We start from the raw sequence: 19,624 nt of genomic DNA, 5'->3' as shown, positions 1-19,624 counted from the left end.
TCCGGGTCTCATACGCGCAGTGCCGTACGGCCGGGGAGGGCTGTCGGGTCGGAGCCGATCGGGCCACCGACCGGGCATCCTCATACGTGCGGCCTGTCGAGGTACGACGACGTACCAGCAGGCGCATTACCACCATACCCCGGAATCGCGCACATGCGATGGCCGATTTGGTCACGTAGTCGTCGTCACAGTGATTGACCAGGGCCTTACGGCTCCCGGCGGGCGGGCTATTGTGCGCTTCATGACGAGCTCTGACAAGCCTGAGAACGCCTCGGACACCGCCCCCGAACACACCGGAGTAGCCGCCCGGGACTGGGCGACGGCCTCCGCCGACCCGCAGTACCGCGCCGCGGTCGTGGACCTGCTCGGCGCGCTCGCCTACGGGGAGCTGGCGGCGTTCGAGCGGCTCGCGGAGGACGCCAAGCTGGCACCGACCCTGGAGGACAAGGCGGAGCTGGCGAAGATGGCCTCGGCCGAGTTCCACCACTTCGAGAGGCTGCGCGACCGGCTCGCCGACATCGGGGAGGAGCCGACCTCCGCGATGGAGCCGTTCGTCGCCGCGTACGACGGGTTCCACAAGCAGACGGCGCCCTCGGACTGGCTGGAGGGCCTCGTCAAGGCCTACGTAGGCGACTCGATCGCCAGCGACTTCTACCGGGAGGTCGCCGCCCGGCTGGACTCCGACACCCGCTCCCTGGTGCTGGCCGTGCTCGACGACACGGGGCACGGCGGTTTCGCCGTGGAGAAGGTGCGGGCCGCGATCGACGCGGACCCCCGGGTGGGCGGGCGGCTCGCGCTGTGGGCGCGGCGGCTGATGGGCGAGGCCCTGTCGCAGTCCCAGCGGGTGGTCGCCGACCGGGACGCGCTGTCGACCATGCTGGTGGGCGGTGTCGCGGACGGCTTCGATCTCGCCGAAGTCGGCAAGATGTTCTCCCGGATCACCGAGGCGCACACCAAGCGGATGGCCGCGCTGGGGCTGGCGGCCTAGTCAGGCTCCGCGGTCAGGCTCCGCGCCCGGCTTCAGGGCCGTCGCCCTCGCGTGGGGCCGCCGGTCCTGAGGGGCCGCCGCCGCGTCGTCCGAAGCGCCACCATCGGCGACCCGTCAGGCGGTCGCCGATCGGCGGCGCAGTCTTCCCGAGGGGCGCAGCAGCAGCGACAGCGAGGCCACCGAGACGATCACCGCGCCGAGCAGCACCAGCAGCAGGTGCCCGGCGTCGAGCGCGCTGTGCATCACGAAGGCCCCGAACAGGGCACCGGCGACGCCGGTCGACAGGACCAGCGGGCGGGCCGGGAGACGGTGCGGCAGGCGATGCGTGGCCGCCCACGCCAGAGCGAGGCCGAGGATCGCGGAGCTCAGCGCTTCCAGGAGCATGTCGGGGGTCCCTCCCACATGGCCGGCCTGGCCGGAACGGTCGTAGCCCGTCTTACCCCTGACCTGCGGAATCCAATCCACCTCCAGGGGCGACTTGTGCTCCATACGTGAAGGAACCCGTGTGCCGCACGGGGTGGGAGTACACGGATGGGGTGGGAGTGCACACACAGGGGCGGGGCGGCCGACAGCCGCCCCGCCTCACTGCTTGCCTGCGCCCTCGGCGCCCGCACGCCTGCGCGTACAGCGCCGGGATGCTGCGCTCAGAGCGCGCCGAAGCCCACCTTGCGCGGGGCCGGCTCACCGATCTCGACGTAGGCGAGACGGTCGGCCGGCACCAGGACCTTGCGGCCGTGCTCGTCCACGAGGGTCAGCAGCGGCGACTTCCCGGCCAGCGCCTCCGACACGGCCCGCTCGACCTCCTCGGCACTCTGACCGCTCTCCAGAACGATCTCGCGGGGCGCGTGCTGCACGCCGATCTTGACCTCCACGGCTATGTCCCTCCGACGGTCAGTGATGTGCGCGACCTTCCGCGCCGTACGCAGCACACATTAGCCCGGTGAGGGGACGTACAGGCTCCGCCCGAGAACGCCACGAGCGAACATCGGACGGGAACAACGCGGCCGTCAGTGGTGCTGCTGGTCCGTCCCGTGCAGCGGGAAGCCCGCGATGCCGCGCCACGCCAGCGAGGTCAGCAGCTGCACCGCCTGGTCGCGCGGCACGCTGCGGTCGCTGTGCAGCCAGGAGCGGGCCACCACCTGGGCGAGGCCGCCCAGGCCCGAGGCGAGCAGCATCGACTCCGCGCGCGACAGGCCGGTGTCCTCGGCGATCACGTCGCAGATCGCCTCCGCGCACTCGTTGGTGACCTTGTCGACGCGCTCGCGCACCGCGGGCTCGTTCGTCAGGTCCGACTCGAAGACCAGGCGGAAGGCGCCGCCGTCGTCCTCGACGTACGCGAAGTAGGCGTCCATCGTCGCCCGGACGCGCTGCTTGTTGTCGGTCGTCGACGCGAGCGCGTTGCGCACGGACTGGATGAGCGACTCGCAGTGCTGGTCCAGCAGCGCGAGGTAGAGGTCGAGCTTGCCGGGGAAGTGCTGGTAGAGCACCGGCTTGCTCACGCCGGCGCGCTCTGCGATGTCGTCCATCGCGGCCGCGTGATAGCCCTGGGCCACGAAGACCTCCTGGGCCGCGCCCAGGAGCTGGTTCCGTCGGGCACGGCGCGGCAGGCGTGTGCCCCGCGGGCGAACCGCCTCTGTCTGCTCGATGGCTGTCACGCCGCCTCCCATAGTCGTCCACGTGCGGATCTGGCCGCGTCGCCATCGTACTTTTCGGTAACCGTGGTGTGCGCGGTGAGAGCGCAGGATTTCACGGACCGGACGGTTACGAAAGCGGTTGCGAAGGTTTCAAACAGGGGCAGAGCGGGCAAAATGCGGCCTCTTTCCTGCTCGATGGTGCGGTCCGTCGCCCTGCGGCGACGGGCATCACCGGTAGTCGTCCTCGTCGAGCGAGACGATCCGGGTCTGCTCCACCAGGTCGGCCTCGTTGGCGCGGTCCGGGTCGACGCCGGTCAGCGGGTCGTCGCGGATCGGCGCGAGGTCCGCGTGCTGCTCGGCCGCGTCGACCACGGGGGCCTCGACGTCGTACTCCTGCGCCTCCGGCGCGTCCTCGGCCTCGAACGTCTCCGGGTCGGTGGGGTCTACGGCCATGCTGGGCTCCCTTCCTACGAACGTCCCTGGGGATACAGGGGCCACACGCGGGTGCCCTCTGTACGAGCCTAGGAGACACCCGTTCCGGACGCTATGCGATCCGCGTCCGGAACGTGACGCAGTGCGCATCCCGTCGGCTGCTTCCCTCGTTTCCCTTGCTGCTTGCCCTGGTGCTTCCCGTGTGCCCCGTCATCTGCCCCTCTCCCTCTGGCATCTGCCCCTCCCTTATGACCGATTCCTGTGACGGCGAACACATGAGCCACTGCGTGATCGTCTCGTAACATTGCCGCATGTCTTCGACCGAGCTGCCGTTCGTGCCGCCCGCCAATGTGCTGCCGAAGGTGGGGGCCGTCAGGGTCGCCGAGGGCGAGCGGCTCAGGTCGGTCGAGCTGCCCGGGGTCACGCTGACGGTGCGATCGAGGCCTCCCGCGCGCGAGGGGCTGCCTCCCGCGCTGTACGTGCACGGGCTCGGAGGCTCCTCGCAGAACTGGTCGGCTCTGATGCCGCTGCTGGACGACGTCGTCGACAGTGAGGCCGTCGACCTGCCGGGCTTCGGCGACTCCCCGCCTCCGGACGACGGCGATTACTCCGTCACGGGGCACGCGCGCGCGGTCATCCGGTACCTCGACGCCTCCGGGCGCGGCCCCGTCCACCTGTTCGGGAACTCGCTCGGCGGCGCCATCACCACCCGTGTCGCGGCGGTCCGGCCCGATCTCGTCCGTACGCTCACGCTCGTGTCACCTGCCCTGCCGGAAATCCGCGTGCAGCGCTCCGCCGTGCCCACGGGGCTGCTGGCGGTGCCCGGTGTCGCGCCCCTCTTCACCCGGCTCACCAGGACGTGGACGGCGGAGCAGCGCGTCCGCGGCGTCATGGCGCTCTGCTACGGGGACCCCGGGCGGGTGACGCCGGAAGGATTCCGCAACGCCGTGCAGGAGATGGAGCGGCGGCTGCGGCTGCCGTACTTCTGGGACGCGATGGCGCGCTCCGCGCGCGGGATCGTCAACGCGTACACGCTGGGCGGCCAGCAGGGCCTGTGGCGCCAGGCCGAGCGCGTCCTCGCGCCGACCCTTCTCGTCTACGGCGGCCGTGACCAGCTCGTCGGCTTCCGCATGGCCCAGAAGGCGGCCCGGGCCTTCCGCGACTCGCGGTTGGTGACATTGCCGGACGCGGGACACGTGGCCATGATGGAGTACCCGGAGACGGTCGCCCTGGCGTTCCGCGAACTCCTCGAGGGTGCGGGGGAGTTGGGCGAGCGTCGGGCGCGGCGGGCCCGGACCGGAGTGGGGCGTGCCGAGTCGGATGAGGTTCGGCCGGACATCGGGGACGAGCGCGACTCCGGCGCGGTGCACGGGCGGAAGTCGGTCGCCACGGGTGCGCGCGAGCCGGGCGCTGGCGCGGACGACGACGCCGACGGAGAAGGTACCGACGAGAGCATGGGGGGCTGAGGCGCGACGTGGGACGCCACAGCCGCCGTGGGCCCGTCGCCAAGGGCGACACCGCGGACACAACCGCAGTACGGGACGGCCGCGCCGGGCAGGCGCAGGGGCCGAGGCCGGGTCAGGGGCAAGCCCAGGGTCGGGGTCAGGGGCAAGGGCAGGGGCAGCCGCCGGACGCGAGCCGGGGTGGCCGGCCGGTGCCGCCCGGCGCCGGGCAGGGTGGTTGGCCGCCGCCGGGCGCGGGGCCCCGCCGCGTGCCGGGTCCCCGTCCGGCACCGGGGCCGCAGTCCGGACCAGGAACACATCCCTCGTCAGGCCCGCGTCCGGTATCAGGCCCGCGTCCAGTATCAGGGTCGCGTCCGGCGCCTGTGGCAGGGACGCCGCCGCACGGGGTGCCGCGCCTGCCGGACGGCTGGCTGCCGGACGGCACGCCCGCGCGCGGGGTGCCGCGCTTCTCCGACGGGACGCCGGCGCGTGGCGTTCCGCGGATGCCTGACGGGACGCCGGTACAGGGGGTTCCGCGGCTGCCTGACGGGACTCCCGCGCGAGGCGTTCCGCGGCTGCCTGACGGCAGTCCCGCGCGGGGTTTTCCCCGATTGCCGGACGGCACTCCGGCGCAGGGTGTTCCGCGGTTGCCCGACGGCACCCCCGCGCACGGCTTTCCCCATGCCCGGGGAGGTCATCCGGAGCAGCGGGAAGCCGGGGGCGGCTGGGGCGAGTTGAGGGGGAACGGCGGGGGCGGTGCTCCCATACCGCGGCAGCGCCGGGCGACCGGGCCCGGCCCGCGGCAGGAGTATCTCGACGCCTTCGACGAGGAGGACGACGTCTTCGCTCCCCGTACGCCCGCCTCCGCGCACGCGGCGGACGCCTACGCCTCCGTCACGGACTGGAGCGCCGGCACATCGTCCGACCCCCGCTTCGGCGACCACGACGACGCGGGGCCCACCGGCACGCCCGCGCCGGGCAAGGGCGCCAAGAGCCGTACCTTCACCGGCATCGCGGCCGCCGCCGTCACCACCGTGCTGGCCGTCGTCGTCGCCGGCCAGGTCGCCGACGACGCCGGCGGTGCCGACGTGCAGTCGCAGTCCGCCACCGACCAGGCCCGCGACATCCGGGACTCCGCGTCCCGCGCGGACAACCGTGCGGCGCCCGCCCCCGGGCCCACCGCGACACCCCTGACGTACGACGAGAAGATGGCCAGGACCTACCCGCTCGCCGCCACGCTGAAGGGCTCCGGGAGGTTCGACGCCGTTCCCGGCATCGCCAAGGCGCCGCGCGCGGGGCAGAAGCTCACCTACCGCGTGGACGTGGAACAGGGGCTCGGGCTCGACGGCGAGCTCTTCGCCGAGGCCGTGCAGAAGACGCTCAACGACCAGCGCAGTTGGGCGCACAACGGGGCGTACGCCTTCGAGCGCATCTACACCGGCAAGCCCGACTTCGTCATCACCCTCGCCAGCCCCGGAACGACCGCCGACTGGTGCGCCAAGTCCGGCCTGGACACCACCGTGGACAACGTCTCCTGCGACTCGGCCGCGACCGAGCGCGTGATGATCAACGCTTACCGGTGGGCGCAGGGCTCGGAGACGTACGGCGACCAGATCCACGCCTACCGGCAGATGCTGATCAACCACGAGGTCGGACACCGTCTCGGCCACGGCCACGTCACCTGCGACAAGGACGGCGACCTCGCCCCGGTCATGCAGCAGCAGACCAAGTTCCTCGATCACGACGGCATCCGCTGCCGCGCCAACCCGTGGCCGTATCCCGCGAGCTGACGGGCGTTCCGCCCTCCCCGGCATGACCACATGACCATCCGTGTCCGCTTGATCTCCTAGCGCGACGGAACGCGGGCCGCACGGGAAAGTTACGACCGTTCACCCCTTTTGGTGGTGCGACGGACAACCGTCCGCCGCACCACCGCCTTGTCCGCATACGTTCGTCCCGCTGCGAGCCGCCGGGCAACGGCGGCTCCCCATACGGGAGATCGGGGGTGCACTCGTGCGCATCGGACTGCTTACGGAGGGTGGCTATCCGTACGTGGGCGGTGACGCCAGGCTCTGGTGCGACCGGCTGGTGCGCGGGCTCGCCCAGCACGAGTTCGACGTCTACGCGCTCAGCCGCAGCCAGGACCAGGAGGACGAGGGCTGGGTCCCGTTGCCGCCGAACGTCCGCAGGGTGCGCACCGCGTCCCTGTGGACGGCCGAGGACGACGACGTGGCACTGGGCCGCCGTGCGCGCCGGCGCTTCACGGAGTGCTTCGGGGAACTGACCGCCGTGCTGTGCGGGGCGCCGGGTGGCTCGTCGGGCCTGGGCGGTTCGACAGGCTCCGGTGAGGTGCCGGCCGCCGGTCGAGCGCCGGGTTCCGGTGGCGCGTCCGGAGGCGTGTCGGTTTCCGGGGGGACGTCGACCCCTGAGGCGGACCGTTTCGCCAACGCTCTGTACGGGCTCGCCGAACTCGCCCGGGACGAGGATGGCCTGGCGGGAGCGCTCCGCTCCGAGGCCGCCGTCCGCACCCTGGAACGCGCCTGTCGTGCGCCCGGCGCCCACCGCGCGGCACGCGAGGCGCGCGTCCCGGATCTGCTCGCCGTGGCCGGGTACCTGGAACGCGCTCTGCGCCCCCTCTCCCTCGACTGGTACGAGGACAACGGCCTCGGGGCGGTCGACCTCTGCCACGCCGCGTCCGGCGGAACGGCCGTCCTGCCGGGTCTGCTGGCCCGCCATTTCACCGGCGTGCCCCTGCTGGTGACCGAGTACGGCGTGCGCCTGCGCACGCACTACCTCACCGCTCCCGACGCCCCACCCGCCGTACGGTCCCTCCTCGCCGCCTTCCACGGCAGACTCGCGGCCGAGGCGTACGCACGGGCCGAGATCGTCACCGCCGGCAACACGCACGCCCGCCGCTGGCAGCAGCGCTGCGGAGCCGACCGCGGGAAGCTCCGCACGGTCCACCCCGGCATGGACGCCCGGCCCTTCGCGGAGGTCGGCGAGTCCCCGGACTGCGCGGACCCGGACACCCTCGTCTGGGTCGGCCGCGTCGAGCCCGCCAAGGACCTGGTCTCGCTGCTGCACGCCTTCGCGGAGGTCCGCAAGCGGCAGCCGAGGACGCGCCTGCGCATCGTCGGAGCCCCCGCCGGCGCCGAGGGCGCGGCCTATCTCGGCCACTGCAGGACACTGGCCGCCCAGCTCTTCCCCGACGAGGCCGAGGGCCCGCACGCCGCCGGCGACAACCCGGTGTCCTTCGAGGAGATCGGCGGACCGGAACTCCCGGCCGCCGCCGACGCCTACGCCTCGGGCGCCGTGACCGTCCTGTCCAGCGTCGTCGAGGGCTTCCCGATCAGCCTCGTCGAGGCCATGCTCTGCGGGCGCGCGACGGTGTCCACCGACGTCGGGGCCGTCACGGAGGTCATCGGCGGCACGGGCCTGGTCGTACCGCCGCGCAACCCGCGGGCGCTCGCCGAGGCGTGCGTGACGCTGCTGCGCGACCCCGAGCGCATTGCCCGCCTGGGTGCCGCCGCTCGTGCCCGCGCCCTCGAACTGTTCACGGTCGAGCAGAACATCGAGGCATTTCACGGCATCTACCTGGAGATCGTCTCGCGTGCGCCGATCCGCCGTGTCGTCCTCGACGAAGCGGGAGCACCACTTCCCTTCGCGGTCCCGGCCGAGGCCCACCTCCAGGTCCGCTGGGCCGACCCGTCGCCGTCCCCCCGCCTCGTCGCCCGCGGCGGCCCCGGCTGGGCGACGGAACCGCCCGTACGGGCCACCACTCCCGTCCCCGCCCCGGAGGGAGCACGATGAACGACCTGGGCGAACTGGACCGGCCCGGAACCCCGACCAGCCCCGGGGCGTGGGACGCCCGCTCGGCGGAGCCCCTGTCCCCCGCGAGCGCGATCCCGCCCGCCCCGGAGACGGCGGCCGGCAGCGAGCAGTCCGCGAACCCCGCGGCAGCCACCGGCGGCGAGCGGCCGGAGAACCGTGAGGCAGCCACCGGCGGCGAGCGGCCCGAGAACCGTGACCCAGCCATCAGCGGCGAGCGGCCCGAGAACCGTGAGGCAGCCACCGACGGCGAGTCGCCCGCGGAATGGGAAGCGGTCATCGGCCGCCAGCCATCCGCGAAGCCGGAAGCGGTCACCGGCCGCGAGCCGTCCGCGAAGTCGGAAACGGTCACCGGCCGCGAGCCGTCCGCGCGGGAGACGGGTACCGACCGCAAGGCCGCCGCCCCGCGCCGTGGCGCCGCCGACCCCGTGAAGGCACTGATCCACCGTCACCGGGACCTCTGCGAACGCGCCGTGGATCCCCTGGAGATCGCCGCGGGGCTGGAAGCACACGGCATCACCGACCGGACCGCCGCCCGCTTCCGCCACCGGGACGTCTTCTCCCTCGCCGAGGAGATGTACGCACGGGCCTCCCGAGACGGTGACACACCCCCGCCCACCCCACCCCGCGCCCCACGGGCACGCGCCGACTGGGCCCTCCTGACGCTGCTCCCGGGCGCGCTGTGCGCAGCCGCCGTGTGGGCCGTCCGCCTCACCGACGGCCGGACGCGCCTGTTCGCGGCCGCCGCCGGCGCCCTCACCGTCGCCCTGGCCCTCCACGCGGCTCTGCGCCGAGGCCCCCTGAGCGCGGCCGACCGCACCACCTCCGGCAGAACCACCACGTGGACCGCCTGGCTCATCGGCTACTCCCTCCTGGGCGACGGACTGCTCCTCAGCGCCGTCGCCGGAGGCCCCGACGCCCTGCCCACCGGCACGGCCGACGGCCCCTGGCCCGTGACCACCGCCCCCGTACTGGCCCTCGCCCTGGCCTGCGCGCCAGCGGCCTGGATCACCCACCTCTTCAAAGGACGCGCCCGTCGCAGACTCGCCGCCAGCCGCGGCCTGGACGACTTCGCCGCCGCCGTACGCCCGCTCCTGCTCGGCGCGTTCGCCCTGTTCCTGGCTGCCCTGGCAGCCCTGCTCGTCCTCTGCGCAGTGGCCCTCGACGAGCCCGCGGCCTACGCGGAGGTCCTCACCCTGGGCGCCCTCCTCTTCCTGGCCCGCCTCCTCACCACCCACGGCTTCACCTACGCCCCGGCCGTGGTCCTCACCGCCACGGCCACCGTCCAGGCTGCCGCCCTCGCCGCGGTCTTCACCTCCCGCCTCCCCGGCTGCGGCTTCCTGGCCACCCCCGTCGAAACCCTCGTCACCACCTTGGGCGCCGGCGGCGTCCCCACCCTCGCCTGCGGAGCCGCGGCCCTGGCCCTCCTGATCCACGCGACCCGCAAGCTGACCCGCGCCTCGGCCCACGCACCGCCGGAGCCCGCACGGTGACCATCGCAGGCACCGGCGGTGCCGTCGAAGGCACCCGTCCCACCCCTTCCTTCCCGCATCGAGGAGAACCCGCATGACCACCCACGCCGGAGCCACCGCCACCCCGGGAGCCGCGCGATGAGAGTCCTGCTGATCGGAGCCAACGGCTACATCGGGCGCTTCGTCGCCGACCGTCTGCTCGCCGACCCCGCCGTGCAGCTCACCGCCCTCGGCCGCGGCGACGACGCCGACGTCCGCTTCGACCTCGCCTCCGGCAGCCCCGGCGCCCTCACCCGCTTCCTCGACGCGGTCCACCCCGGTGTCGTCGTCAACTGCGCGGGCGCCACCCGCGGCGGCGCCCGCGAACTCACCCGGCACAACACCGTCGCCGTGGCCACCGTCTGCGAGGCCCTGCGGCGCAGCGGCTGCGGCGCCCGCCTGGTGCAGATCGGGTGCAGCGCGGAGTACGGCCCGAGCCAGCCCGGCTCCTCCACGGCCGAGGACGCCGTGCCCCGGCCCGGCGGACCGTACGGCGTCAGTAAACTCGCCGCCACCGAGCTGGTCCTCGGCTCCGGCCTGGACGCCGTCGTCCTGCGCGTCTTCTCCCCGGCCGGGCCCGGCACCCCCGCCGGCTCCCCGCTGGGCCGTCTCGCCGAGGCCATGCGCCGCGCGATGCAGTCCGGCGACGGCGAGCTGAAACTCGGCGGCCTCGGCGCGCAGCGCGACTTCGTCGACGTCCGCGACGTGGCCCGCGCCGTGCACGCCGCCTCGCTCTCCGCCGCGCAGGGCGTCATCAACATCGGCTCCGGCCGTGCCGTACGTCTGCGCGACGCCGCCGCGGTCCTCGCCCGGGTCGCCGGGTACGGCGGCGCCCTCCACGAGCTCGACGGCCCACCCGGCGCCCTGCGCCCGGCCATCGGCCACCCCCGGCCCGACTCGGACCACGCGCACCCGGTCGCGTACCCGTACCCGGACGGCTGCGGCAGCTGGCAGCAGGCCGACGTGCGCACCGCGCGCGACCGGCTCGGCTGGCGCCCCCGGATCGGCCTCGAGGAGTCCCTCGCGGACATCTGGATGGAGGCGGCATGCCGCATCTGACCAGCACCCGACTGCGCACCTCCAGCACCGAGCTGCGCCCCGGCGTCGGTGTCCCCGGCTATGCCCACCCCCTCCTCGCCCCCGCCGAGTGGGGCGAACTGACCCGTCCCGGCACCCCGCTGCACTGGGTGGTCCTCAACGTGGCCGACGGCCCCGGAACCCGCCCCGACCCGCACTGCCTGGAGGCGGCCGGCCGCCTGCGCAACGCGGGCGTCCGCGTCCTCGGCCTGCTCGACACCCGGCACGGTTCCCGGGTCTTCGGGGAACTGGTCGCGGACGCCCACCGGTACGTCGACTGGTACCAGGTCGACGGCTTCCTCCTGGACCGCTGCCCGGCGGACCACGCCGGGCTGCCCGAGGTCCGCCGCACGGTCGCCACGCTCCGCGTGATCCGTGACGATGCCCACATCGTCCTCGGCCACGGCATCCACCCGAATCCCGGCTACGCCGAGCTCGCCGACCAGCTGGTCACCTTCTCCGGACCCTGGAGCGACTACCGCTGGTCGCAGGTGGCGGAGTGGACCGCCGACCATCCGCCCGAGCGCTTCTGCCACTTCGTCCACGGCGTGCCCCGCGCCCATCTGGACGAGGCCCTGCGCATCGCCCGCTGGCAGGGCGCCGCGACGATCTGGTTCACCGACCACACGGACTGCGGGGGCGACACCGACCCCTGGGAGTCCATGCCCGGCTACTGGGACGACATCGTCTCGCTTGTCGGAACAGGTGTCTCGGAATGAAAAAGCACATGGCACTGTTACGGGGAGAACAACCGTAGTGATTGACCGACCAACGGAGTCCCCGTGTCGTTGCCACCCCTGGTCGAGCCGGCTGCCGAGCTCACCGTAGACGAGGTTCGCAGGTACTCCCGCCACCTGATCATCCCCGACGTCGGGATGGACGGGCAGAAGCGGCTGAAGAACGCCAAGGTGCTCTGTGTGGGCGCCGGCGGCCTGGGCTCGCCGGCGCTGATGTACCTGGCCGCCGCGGGCGTCGGCACCCTCGGCATCGTGGAGTTCGACGAGGTCGACGAGTCGAACCTGCAGCGTCAGATCATCCACAGCCAGGCCGACATCGGCCGCCCGAAGGCCGAGTCCGCCCGCGACAGCGTCAAGGGCATCAACCCGTACGTGAACGTGGTCCTTCACGAGGAGCGGCTCGAGGCCGACAACGTGATGGACATCTTCAGCCAGTACGACCTGATCGTCGACGGCACGGACAACTTCGCGACCCGCTACCTGGTCAACGACGCCTGCGTGCTGCTGAACAAGCCGTACGTGTGGGGTTCGATCTACCGCTTCGACGGCCAGGCGTCCGTGTTCTGGTCCGAGCACGGTCCCTGCTACCGCTGCCTGTACCCGGAGCCCCCGCCCCCCGGCATGGTCCCCTCCTGCGCCGAGGGCGGCGTCCTGGGCGTGCTGTGCGCGTCCATCGGCTCCATCCAGGTCAACGAGGCCATCAAGCTCCTCGCCGGCATCGGTGAGCCGCTGGTCGGCCGCCTGATGATCTACGACGCCCTGGAGATGCAGTACCGCCAGGTCAAGGTCCGCAAGGACCCGAACTGCGCGGTCTGCGGCGAGAACCCGACCGTCACCGAGCTCATCGACTACGAGGCCTTCTGCGGCGTCGTCTCCGAAGAGGCCCAGGCGGCGGCCGCCGACTCCACGATCACTCCCAAGCAGCTCAAGGAGTGGATCGACGACGGCGAGAGCATCGACATCATCGACGTCCGCGAGCCGAACGAGTACGAGATCGTCTCCATCCCGGGCGCCCGGCTGATCCCGAAGAACGAGTTCCTCATGGGCACCGCCCTGGAGAGCCTCCCGCAGGACAAGAAGATCGTCTTGCATTGCAAGACGGGTGTGCGTAGTGCGGAAGTCCTCGCGGTGCTGAAGTCCGCGGGCTTCTCGGACGCCGTCCACGTCGGCGGCGGCGTGATCGGCTGGGTCAACCAGATCGAGCCGGACAAGCCGGTCTACTGAGCCGTATCCGGTCTGCCTTACCGAGCGGCGGGGACTTCGCGCACCACGGGCGCCCGGAGCCCCCGCCGTCGTCATGAGCAGACCTTGCCGTCCTTCGGCACCGAGCCGTCCAGCAGATACGCGTTCACCGTGGAGTCGACGCAGTCGCTCCCGCTGCCGTAGGCACCATGTCCCTGGCCCCGCCAGGTGAGCATCACGCCGACGCCCCTGCCCAGCTCGTCGGCCATCCTCCGCGCGCCCTCGTACGGGGTGGCCGGGTCGCCGGTGTTGCCGACCACCAGGATCGGTGCCGCGCCCGCCGCGCTCACCTCCGGGGTCTCGTGCTGCCCGGGCACCGGCCAGTCGTGGCACCAGCCGGCCGTGTCCCAGCCGAGGAACGTCCCGAAGACCGGGGAGATCTCCTCGAACCGAGGCAGCAGCTTCTTCGTCTCCGCCGCGGTCGGCCGCTGCCGGTCGTCCAGGCACGATATGACCCGCTGGGAGTGCGTCGTCGTGCCGTAGCGGCCCGACGGGTCGCGTTCGTTGTAGCCGTCGGCCAGGGCCAGCAGCTCCGAGCCGTCTCCCCGCTCCGCCGCGTCGAGGGCGCTGGTCAGCGTCGGCCAGCTGTCCTTGCTGTACAGCGGGAGGATGATGCCCGTGACCGCGAGCGTCTGGGTCAGCTTCCGCCCGGGCGTGGCCGTCGGCAGCGGCCGGGCGTCGATCCGTCGCAGCAGGTCCGCGATCTTCCGCGAACCCTCGGCCGGGTCCTGGCCGGTGGACTCGAGGTAGCCGTTCAGCGCGCGCTGGAAGCCCCTGGCCTGGTTCTGGGCGTGCCCCACGGTGTCGGCGCCGGGGTCGACGACTGCGTCGAGCGTCATCCGCCCGACCTTCTTCGGGAACAAGTGGGCGTAGGTGCCGCCCAGTTCGGTGCCGTAGGAGATGCCGAAGTAGTTCATCCTGTCGTCGCCGAGGGCTTGCCGGATGCGGTCCATGTCGCGGGCCGAGTCGGCGGTCGACACGTGCGCCAGCAGCTTCCCGGCGTCCTTCTGGCAGCCCTTGGCGAAGTCGGCGGCGTCCGCGAAGTAGGCCTGCTCCTCGGCGGGGGTGTCCGGGGAGACGTCCACCGATTCCGCCGCCTGGATCTCCTTGTCACCGCGGCAGCGCACGCCCTCGCTGGCGCCCACCCCGCGTGGATCCCAGCTCACCAGGTCGTACCGCTCGCGGAGCTGGGAGACCGTCGGGGCGTACGACGGCATCATGGACATGCCCGAGGCTCCGGGGCCGCCGAAGTTGAACAGGAGCGAGCCCGCGCGGTCGTCGCCGCGGGCCTTGGCGCGGATCAGCGCCAGGCCGATCGTCTCGCCGTCCGGCTCGGACCAGTCCAGCGGCACCTTGAGCGTCGCGCACTGCCATTCGCTGCTCGGCGCCGGCGCGTCGGCCGTGGCTTTGCAGCGGCCCCAGGACAGCCCGCCCTTGTCGTCGTCGGACGAGCTGTCGCCGCAGCCCGCCGCCAGCAGCGCCGAGGCGACCGCCAGAGCGGTCCACCGTACGAAGCGCGTCATGTGCCCATCCCCCCTCGCAGGCCGTCCGCTCCGTGCCGCGGATGGCGGTCAGGCCATGGTAGGCAGATCCCGCGTCGGCCGTTCCAGCCTGTGGATAACCTTCTGACCTGCGCGTTTGCGAGGTCCGGGACAGGATCAGGTGCAGACGGTCCCCGCCCGCGGCACCTTGCCGTCCAGCAGATAGCCGTTCACGGCGCCCCGCACGCACTTGTTCTCGCTGTCGTAGGCGCCGTGCCCCTGCCCCTGGTACGTCAGCTCGACCCCGACGCCCTCGCCCAGCGCGTCCACCATCTTCCGCGCGCCCTCGTACGGGGTGGCGGGGTCGCCGGTGTTGCCGACGACCAGGATCGGCGCCGAGCCCGGCGCGCTCACGTCCGGGTGGTCGGCGGCGCCCGGCACCGCCCAGTCGGTGCAGCTGATCATGCCCCAGGCCAGGTAGTCGCCGAACAGGTCGGACGCCGCCCGGAACTCGGGCAGCTTCCGCTCGACGAAGGCCGTGTCGTAGCGGGGCTTGTCGTCCGCGCAGTTGATGGCGGTGTTGGCGGCGGCGAGGTTGCTGTACTCGCCGTTCTCCTCGCGTCCGTTCATCGAGTCGGACAGCAGCAACAGGATGCTGCCGTCACCGGCGTACGCCTGCTGCAGGCCCTGGGTGAGGTACTCCCAGAAGTCCTGCGAGTACAGCGCCTGTGCGATGCCGCTGGTCGCCGCGGTCTGGGTCAGTTCGCGGGGGAAGACGCCCGGGATGGGACGGCTGTCGAGATCCTCCAACAGCCGGGCGATACGGTTCTTCACGTCCTGGACGCTCGTGCCGATGGGGCACTCCTCGGCCTTGGACACGCAGTCCTGGGCGAAGTTGTCGAGCGCGCGCTGGAAGCCCTTCGCCTGCCCGAGCGAGCCCTGTTCGGCGTTCTGCGTGGGGTCGACGACGGCGTCGAACACGGCGCGGCCGACCCGCTTCGGGAACAGGTGGGCGTAGACGCCGCCGAGTTCGGTGCCGTAGGAGATGCCGAAGTAGTGCAGCTTGCCGTCGCCGAGGACCTGGCGCATCAGGTCCAGGTCCCGGGCCGCGTCGGTGGTGCGCACGTGGGGCAGCATCTTCTTCGAGTTCTGCTCGCAGGCCTCGTTGAACTCCTTGGTGTTGTCCAGGAGTTCGGTGCGCTCGGCGGCGTCGTCTGGCGTGGCGTCCTGCTGGAAGTACGCGTCGAGCTGCTGGTCGTTCTCACAGATCACGGGGGCGCTGCGCCCGACTCCGCGGGGGTCGAAGCTGACCAGGTCGTAGCGGGTGCGCAGGGTCTCGTAGTCCTCCGCGAAGGAGGGCAGCGACGTGACGCCCGAGCCGCCGGGGCCGCCGAAGTTGAAGATGAGCGAGCCGATGCGCCGGCTCGTGTCGCCGGCCCTGGCCCGGATCAGTGCGAGGTCGATGGTGCCCCCCTTGGGGTCGTCCCAGTCGAGGGGCGCCTTCATCGTGGCGCACTGCCACTCGCCGCCGTCCGGCAGTGGCGAGGGCGGAGCGCCTCCGCCCTGCGCGTCGGAGGGGGCGGGGCAGGCCTCCCAGTCCAGCTCCTGCCGCGTGAGGTCCTCGTCCTTGGTGCCGTCGTCCCCGCAGCTCGCCAGTGCGGTCGACAGCAGCACGGCGGTGGCGGTCAGGGCGGCGGCGCGCAGCCGGAGGCGGGTCGGCATGGTTCCATCCTGCGGCGGCGCGGTGCCGGGCGCGCGGGACGCGTGCCGTACGAGGGAGGAGGTACCGGTGGTGCCGAAGGGCGCGTCGCGCGTCCGTGTCAGAGTGCTTGCTTGCGGGTGAGGTGGTTGAAGGCCAGCCAGCCCGGCAGTACGGGCAGCCACAGCGTCAGCAGCCGGAACAGCAGGACCGCCGGTGCCGCGACCTCCTTGGGGAGCCCGACGGCGATCAGACCGACCGTCAGGGTCGCCTCGACCGCGCCCACACCGCCCGGGGTCGGTGCCGCGGACCCGAGGGCGTTGCCCGCGAGGAAGACGACGGCGACGCTGGCGATGCTGATCGAGGTGGACTCGTCGCCGAACGCGCGGATCGACGCGTCCAGGCACATCACGAAGCAGGCGGTCAGCAGCAGCATGCCGCCGATGCCGGTGACCAGCTTCTGCGGCCGCTGGAGCACGTCCAGCATGCGCGGCACGACACCCGCGAACAGCGACCGCACGCGCGTGACGACGAACTTCCGCAGGAACGGCACGGAGGTCACCACGAGCACGAGCACGGCCACCGTCAGCAGGCCGGCGATGACCGTCCGGGACGGCGACAGCGACGGCGTCTTCTCCGTGCCGGTCAGATAGCCGAAGGACAGCAGCATCAGGATGTGGCAGCCGAGCCCGAACAGCTGCGACGCGCCCACACTCGCCACCGCCAGTCCCGGCCGCACTCCCGCGCGCTGCAGGAAGCGCGTGTTGAGGGCGACTCCGCCCACCGCCGCCGGGGCGACGATCTTCACGAAGGACCCGGCGACCTGCGCCGCCACGGTCCGCAGGAACGGCACCCGCTCGGGCACGAACCCCAGCAGTGCCATCGCCGCCGCGAAGTAGCTGCACATCGAGAACAGCACGGCCGCCGCGACCCAGCCCCACTCGGCGTTCGCGATGAGCGGCCCGAACTCGATGTGCGTGAGCTGCGTCAGCAGGAAGTACGCGCCGATCGCGCCCGCCATGAAACTGATCAGCGTGCGCGGCCGCACCCGCTCCAGCCGGGCCGGCTCGACCGGTGCCTGTGGCCTGATGCGCAGCACCTCGTGCCGGATCTGCGTCAGCAGATCCTCCTCGCGCGCCTCCTCCAGGGCCTCGTCGATGGCCCGCTTCTCGGCCCGCTGCTCCGCCCGTACGGCCTTCTTGTCGGGCTTCTCCAGGACGGGCACGGCCTCGTCGGAGGACTCCTCCAGGCGCGCCTGCTTGGTCTGCCGGGACGCCTCCAGGACCGCGTCGCGCTCGCGCTGGGCCCGCTCCCGGGCCAGTCTGCGCAGCGTCGCGCGCGTGGAGCGGCTGAGCGCGATGGGCTGGAGCATCGGCAGGCAGTCCGCCACGGCGTCCGGGCCGAGCACGCTCACCGCGGAGGCCACCGCCCGCTCGGCGCCCACCCGGAGGCCGAGGGTGACGAGCAGCTGGGAGGTGTCCATGCGCAGCAGCAGGTCACCGGCCGCGATCTCGCCGACGCGCAGGTCGGTGAGGATCACCGTGCCGGAACGATCCACCAGAATCGCGTCGCCCACCAGCCTGCGGTGCGCGATACGCCGGGACTGCAGCGCCTTCACCTGGTGCCAGGTGTCGCGCAGCAGGTCGTCGGTGATCTCCTCGTCCGACAGTGAGTCGAGGGTGCGGCCGCCGCTGTGCTCGTAGACGAGCATCACGGCGTCGGGGCCGAGCTCGGAGGTGGCGATCAGCTTGGGCGCGTTGGCGCCGGCCGCGATGGCCGCGTACGCCAGCAGCGCCTCCTGCTCCAGGGCCTGGCGCAGCGACTGGAGGCTGCTGCGGGTGGCGAAGCCGCGCAGGGTCAGGTTCCGCCAGGCGCGGTAGAAGAAGCCCTGGGCCTGCTGCTCCCGGTCGACGACGGTCACGTCCAGCGGGGGGCCGTCCTCGAGCGTGACGAAGTAGCGGCGGCCCCGGTCCCCGGTGTCCGGGTGGTGGTCCGGGGTGTCCTCGCGCGAGGCGCTGACGGGGCGGAAGCCGACGGTCCGCAAGCCGGCCATCAGCGTCTGCCCGGTGGGCCGGACGTTCGGCGAGCCGACCGCGTACAGCGTGCCGTAGGCCACGGTCCAGCCGATCAGCACGGTGAGGATGATCGAGAACGGTGTCGTGTACCCCGTGACGAGCATCGAGAAGGCGTCGAGGAGCAGCACGACCCACAGCACCGCGCGCCATCTCGGCCTGCGCGACATGCCGACGGCCGTCATGTACGCGATGACGGGGGCCAGATAGCCGTGCACGGGATCGGTCAGCGCGTGGATGTCGCCGGGGGAGGGCTGGGTGAGCGCCTCCTGGATGGAGTCCGGGGCGGCCCGGGCGACCCACAGGTCTGTGGCAAGCGTCACTCCGTGCGCCAGGACGGCCGCGAGCACACCGTCGGCGATCCTGAGCCCGTCCCGTTTGATCAACCGCTCGATCGCGAAGGCGACCGGCACCAGCAGGATCGCGATGCTGGAGGCCAGACCCGCGATCTTGATGAGCAGGTCGGGCGCCTGCCCGGTGCCCTTGTTGATGTCCTGTTCGAGGCCCGAGGTGGTGCCGTGCGCGAACGCGGCGATCCCGATCAGCACCACGACGGCGAGCACGCCCACCAGGAGACGCATCAGGTCGGACGGGCGGTGCACGCGCGCGGGGAGCAGCGGTTCGTCGCCCTCCACCTCGTCGATGTACGCGGTGTCGGTCTCCTCGGCGTCCGTCCGGGTCTGCTTCCCGGCCGCCTTCGGGCCGTCGTCCGGAGTGCCCGGGCGCGACGAAGCGTCAGAGGTGCCCTCCGGGTCCTCGGGGTGCGCACCCTGTTGCTTCATCGTCTCTTCTTGGTCTCGTATCACCGGTCACCGCCCGCACGATGGTGGCATGCCGCACCGACACACGGCGGCATCAGGGTGCACATGCGGGGGCGGACAGTCTGCCCGACGCGCTCCTGCCGGGCGAGGGAAACGCTCGGGAGCACGCGCGTCCCGTTGTCGGTGGGGTGGGGCAGGATGGGGCGGATGAGTGAGGAGAGCCCTGAGAAGGGCCGGTTCGAGGACGAGGGCGCGGAAGCGCTGCCCGAGTACGCCGAGCGGGTCCTCGACGTCGCCGAACTGATTCCGCCGGGCCGTGTCATGACATACGGGGACGTCGCCGAATGGCTGGAGGAGGGCGGTCCGCGCCAGGTGGGCCGGGTGATGGCGCTCTACGGGGGAGCCGTTCCGTGGTGGCGCGTCGTCCGGGCGGACGGCGTGCTGCTCCCGGGGCACGAGCAGCGGGCGCTCGGCCACTACCGGGCGGAGGGCACGCCCCTGAAGCAGGCGAGCCGCGCCGCCGAAGGACACCTGCCACGCATCGACATGAGACGTGCGCGGTGGGACGGCGGCGAACGCGCGGAGGGTCACACCTGACAGCTTCCGCCATCGAACCGCCTCCTGTGTGACCCGTGATCCGGACGGGGGAATCGGGGCACACCGGCGGCATGACGTACGTTCGTGAGGCGAGGGGCATGAGTGCCATGAGTGGCCGGCGGG

16 protein-coding genes are annotated in these 19,624 nt (G+C 72.4%); 9 read left to right on the top strand and 7 right to left on the bottom strand.

All coding sequences use genetic code 11. The annotated features are described in order from the left end of the window. The first annotated feature begins 241 nt into the window (after positions 1–241). On the top strand, positions 242–988 hold the full coding sequence (locus ACSUPV_RS13770) for a ferritin-like domain-containing protein (protein ID WP_382614019.1): 747 nt from the start codon (positions 242–244) through the stop codon (positions 986–988). A gap of 114 nt (positions 989–1,102) precedes the next feature. On the opposite strand, the gene ACSUPV_RS13765 is transcribed toward ACSUPV_RS13770, so the two are convergent. From ACSUPV_RS13765 to ACSUPV_RS13750, 4 genes are all read right to left on the bottom strand, one after another. Continuing rightward, the gene (locus tag ACSUPV_RS13765) at positions 1,103–1,372 is read right to left on the bottom strand and encodes a hypothetical protein (protein ID WP_037766295.1); all 270 of its coding nucleotides are present in this window, start codon (positions 1,370–1,372) and stop codon (positions 1,103–1,105) included. 260 nt (positions 1,373–1,632) lie between these two features. Then, positions 1,633–1,860: a DUF3107 domain-containing protein gene (locus ACSUPV_RS13760; RefSeq protein WP_031114311.1), complete on the bottom strand. Its 228-nt coding sequence runs from the start codon at positions 1,858–1,860 to the stop codon at positions 1,633–1,635. Between the two features lie 135 nt (positions 1,861–1,995). Continuing rightward, positions 1,996–2,643 (bottom strand): TetR/AcrR family transcriptional regulator, encoded by a 648-nt coding sequence (locus tag ACSUPV_RS13755; RefSeq protein WP_031114312.1) that lies wholly within the window; start codon positions 2,641–2,643, stop codon positions 1,996–1,998. Positions 2,644–2,850: 207 nt separating this feature from the next. Next, positions 2,851–3,075, bottom strand: a complete 225-nt coding sequence (locus tag ACSUPV_RS13750; protein WP_031114313.1) for a hypothetical protein — start codon at positions 3,073–3,075, stop codon at positions 2,851–2,853. A 290-nt stretch (positions 3,076–3,365) separates the two neighbouring features. Here ACSUPV_RS13750 and ACSUPV_RS13745 point away from each other — a divergent pair, with 290 nt between their 5' ends. The 7 genes from ACSUPV_RS13745 (at position 3,366) to moeZ (ending at position 12,873) form a co-directional block, all read left to right on the top strand. Next, positions 3,366–4,520, top strand: coding sequence for an alpha/beta fold hydrolase (locus ACSUPV_RS13745; protein WP_436947567.1), 1,155 nt, complete (start codon positions 3,366–3,368; stop codon positions 4,518–4,520). Between the two features lie 479 nt (positions 4,521–4,999). Further along, entirely contained in the window at positions 5,000–6,286 is a 1,287-nt protein-coding gene (locus ACSUPV_RS13740; protein ID WP_436947566.1) for a DUF3152 domain-containing protein, read from the top strand. A gap of 223 nt (positions 6,287–6,509) precedes the next feature. Beyond that, entirely contained in the window at positions 6,510–8,306 is a 1,797-nt protein-coding gene (locus tag ACSUPV_RS13735; protein ID WP_382614025.1) for a DUF3492 domain-containing protein, read from the top strand. After that, a complete protein-coding gene (locus ACSUPV_RS13730; protein WP_436947565.1) occupies positions 8,303–9,817 on the top strand; it encodes a hypothetical protein in 1,515 nt (504 codons plus the stop codon). The genes ACSUPV_RS13735 and ACSUPV_RS13730 overlap by 4 nt, the downstream gene beginning before the upstream one ends. A 117-nt stretch (positions 9,818–9,934) precedes the next feature. Beyond that, the gene (locus ACSUPV_RS13725) at positions 9,935–10,894 is read left to right on the top strand and encodes an NAD-dependent epimerase/dehydratase family protein (protein ID WP_037766309.1); all 960 of its coding nucleotides are present in this window, start codon (positions 9,935–9,937) and stop codon (positions 10,892–10,894) included. Further along, on the top strand, positions 10,882–11,631 hold the full coding sequence (locus ACSUPV_RS13720) for a spherulation-specific family 4 protein (RefSeq protein ID WP_436947564.1): 750 nt from the start codon (positions 10,882–10,884) through the stop codon (positions 11,629–11,631). The genes ACSUPV_RS13725 and ACSUPV_RS13720 overlap by 13 nt, the downstream gene beginning before the upstream one ends. Positions 11,632–11,694: 63 nt before the next feature. Continuing rightward, positions 11,695–12,873: an adenylyltransferase/sulfurtransferase MoeZ gene (moeZ, locus tag ACSUPV_RS13715; protein ID WP_031114325.1), complete on the top strand. Its 1,179-nt coding sequence runs from the start codon at positions 11,695–11,697 to the stop codon at positions 12,871–12,873. 71 nt (positions 12,874–12,944) lie between these two features. Here the strand turns inward: moeZ and ACSUPV_RS13710 are convergent, their stop codons facing one another. The 3 genes from ACSUPV_RS13710 to ACSUPV_RS13700 all read right to left on the bottom strand — a co-directional run bounded on the left by ACSUPV_RS13710 (position 12,945) and on the right by ACSUPV_RS13700 (position 18,925). Further along, complete coding sequence (locus tag ACSUPV_RS13710; RefSeq protein ID WP_382614031.1) at positions 12,945–14,414, bottom strand: alpha/beta fold hydrolase; 1,470 nt, start codon at positions 14,412–14,414, stop codon at positions 12,945–12,947. A 135-nt stretch (positions 14,415–14,549) separates the two neighbouring features. Next, the gene (locus ACSUPV_RS13705) at positions 14,550–16,094 is read right to left on the bottom strand and encodes an alpha/beta hydrolase (RefSeq protein WP_436947563.1); all 1,545 of its coding nucleotides are present in this window, start codon (positions 16,092–16,094) and stop codon (positions 14,550–14,552) included. Between the two features lie 98 nt (positions 16,095–16,192). Next, positions 16,193–18,925: a lysylphosphatidylglycerol synthase domain-containing protein gene (locus ACSUPV_RS13700; protein ID WP_037766314.1), complete on the bottom strand. Its 2,733-nt coding sequence runs from the start codon at positions 18,923–18,925 to the stop codon at positions 16,193–16,195. Positions 18,926–19,111: 186 nt separating this feature from the next. On the opposite strand from ACSUPV_RS13700, the gene ACSUPV_RS13695 reads away from it, so the two are divergent. Then, positions 19,112–19,501, top strand: a complete 390-nt coding sequence (locus tag ACSUPV_RS13695) for an MGMT family protein (RefSeq protein ID WP_382614032.1) — start codon at positions 19,112–19,114, stop codon at positions 19,499–19,501. Positions 19,502–19,624: the final 123 nt, after the last annotated feature.

The sequence above is a fragment of the Streptomyces sp. SudanB52_2052 genome (genome assembly GCF_964272415.1).
Lineage (GTDB): Bacteria > Actinomycetota > Actinomycetes > Streptomycetales > Streptomycetaceae > Streptomyces > Streptomyces olindensis.
This window is presented reverse-complemented; position numbering and strand designations above follow the sequence as displayed.

Coding starts and splice junctions, on each gene's coding strand:
- ACSUPV_RS13705 (WP_436947563.1), bottom strand. CDS start 16,094: ATGCCGACCCGCCTCCGGCTGCGCGCCGCCGCCCTGACCGCCACCGCC.
- ACSUPV_RS13720 (WP_436947564.1), top strand. CDS start 10,882: ATGCCGCATCTGACCAGCACCCGACTGCGCACCTCCAGCACCGAGCTG.
- ACSUPV_RS13700 (WP_037766314.1), bottom strand. CDS start 18,925: ATGAAGCAACAGGGTGCGCACCCCGAGGACCCGGAGGGCACCTCTGAC.
- ACSUPV_RS13730 (WP_436947565.1), top strand. CDS start 8,303: ATGAACGACCTGGGCGAACTGGACCGGCCCGGAACCCCGACCAGCCCC.
- ACSUPV_RS13765 (WP_037766295.1), bottom strand. CDS start 1,372: ATGCTCCTGGAAGCGCTGAGCTCCGCGATCCTCGGCCTCGCTCTGGCG.
- ACSUPV_RS13750 (WP_031114313.1), bottom strand. CDS start 3,075: ATGGCCGTAGACCCCACCGACCCGGAGACGTTCGAGGCCGAGGACGCG.
- ACSUPV_RS13770 (WP_382614019.1), top strand. CDS start 242: ATGACGAGCTCTGACAAGCCTGAGAACGCCTCGGACACCGCCCCCGAA.
- ACSUPV_RS13695 (WP_382614032.1), top strand. CDS start 19,112: ATGAGTGAGGAGAGCCCTGAGAAGGGCCGGTTCGAGGACGAGGGCGCG.
- ACSUPV_RS13740 (WP_436947566.1), top strand. CDS start 5,000: ATGCCTGACGGGACGCCGGTACAGGGGGTTCCGCGGCTGCCTGACGGG.
- ACSUPV_RS13710 (WP_382614031.1), bottom strand. CDS start 14,414: ATGACGCGCTTCGTACGGTGGACCGCTCTGGCGGTCGCCTCGGCGCTG.
- ACSUPV_RS13745 (WP_436947567.1), top strand. CDS start 3,366: ATGTCTTCGACCGAGCTGCCGTTCGTGCCGCCCGCCAATGTGCTGCCG.
- ACSUPV_RS13725 (WP_037766309.1), top strand. CDS start 9,935: ATGAGAGTCCTGCTGATCGGAGCCAACGGCTACATCGGGCGCTTCGTC.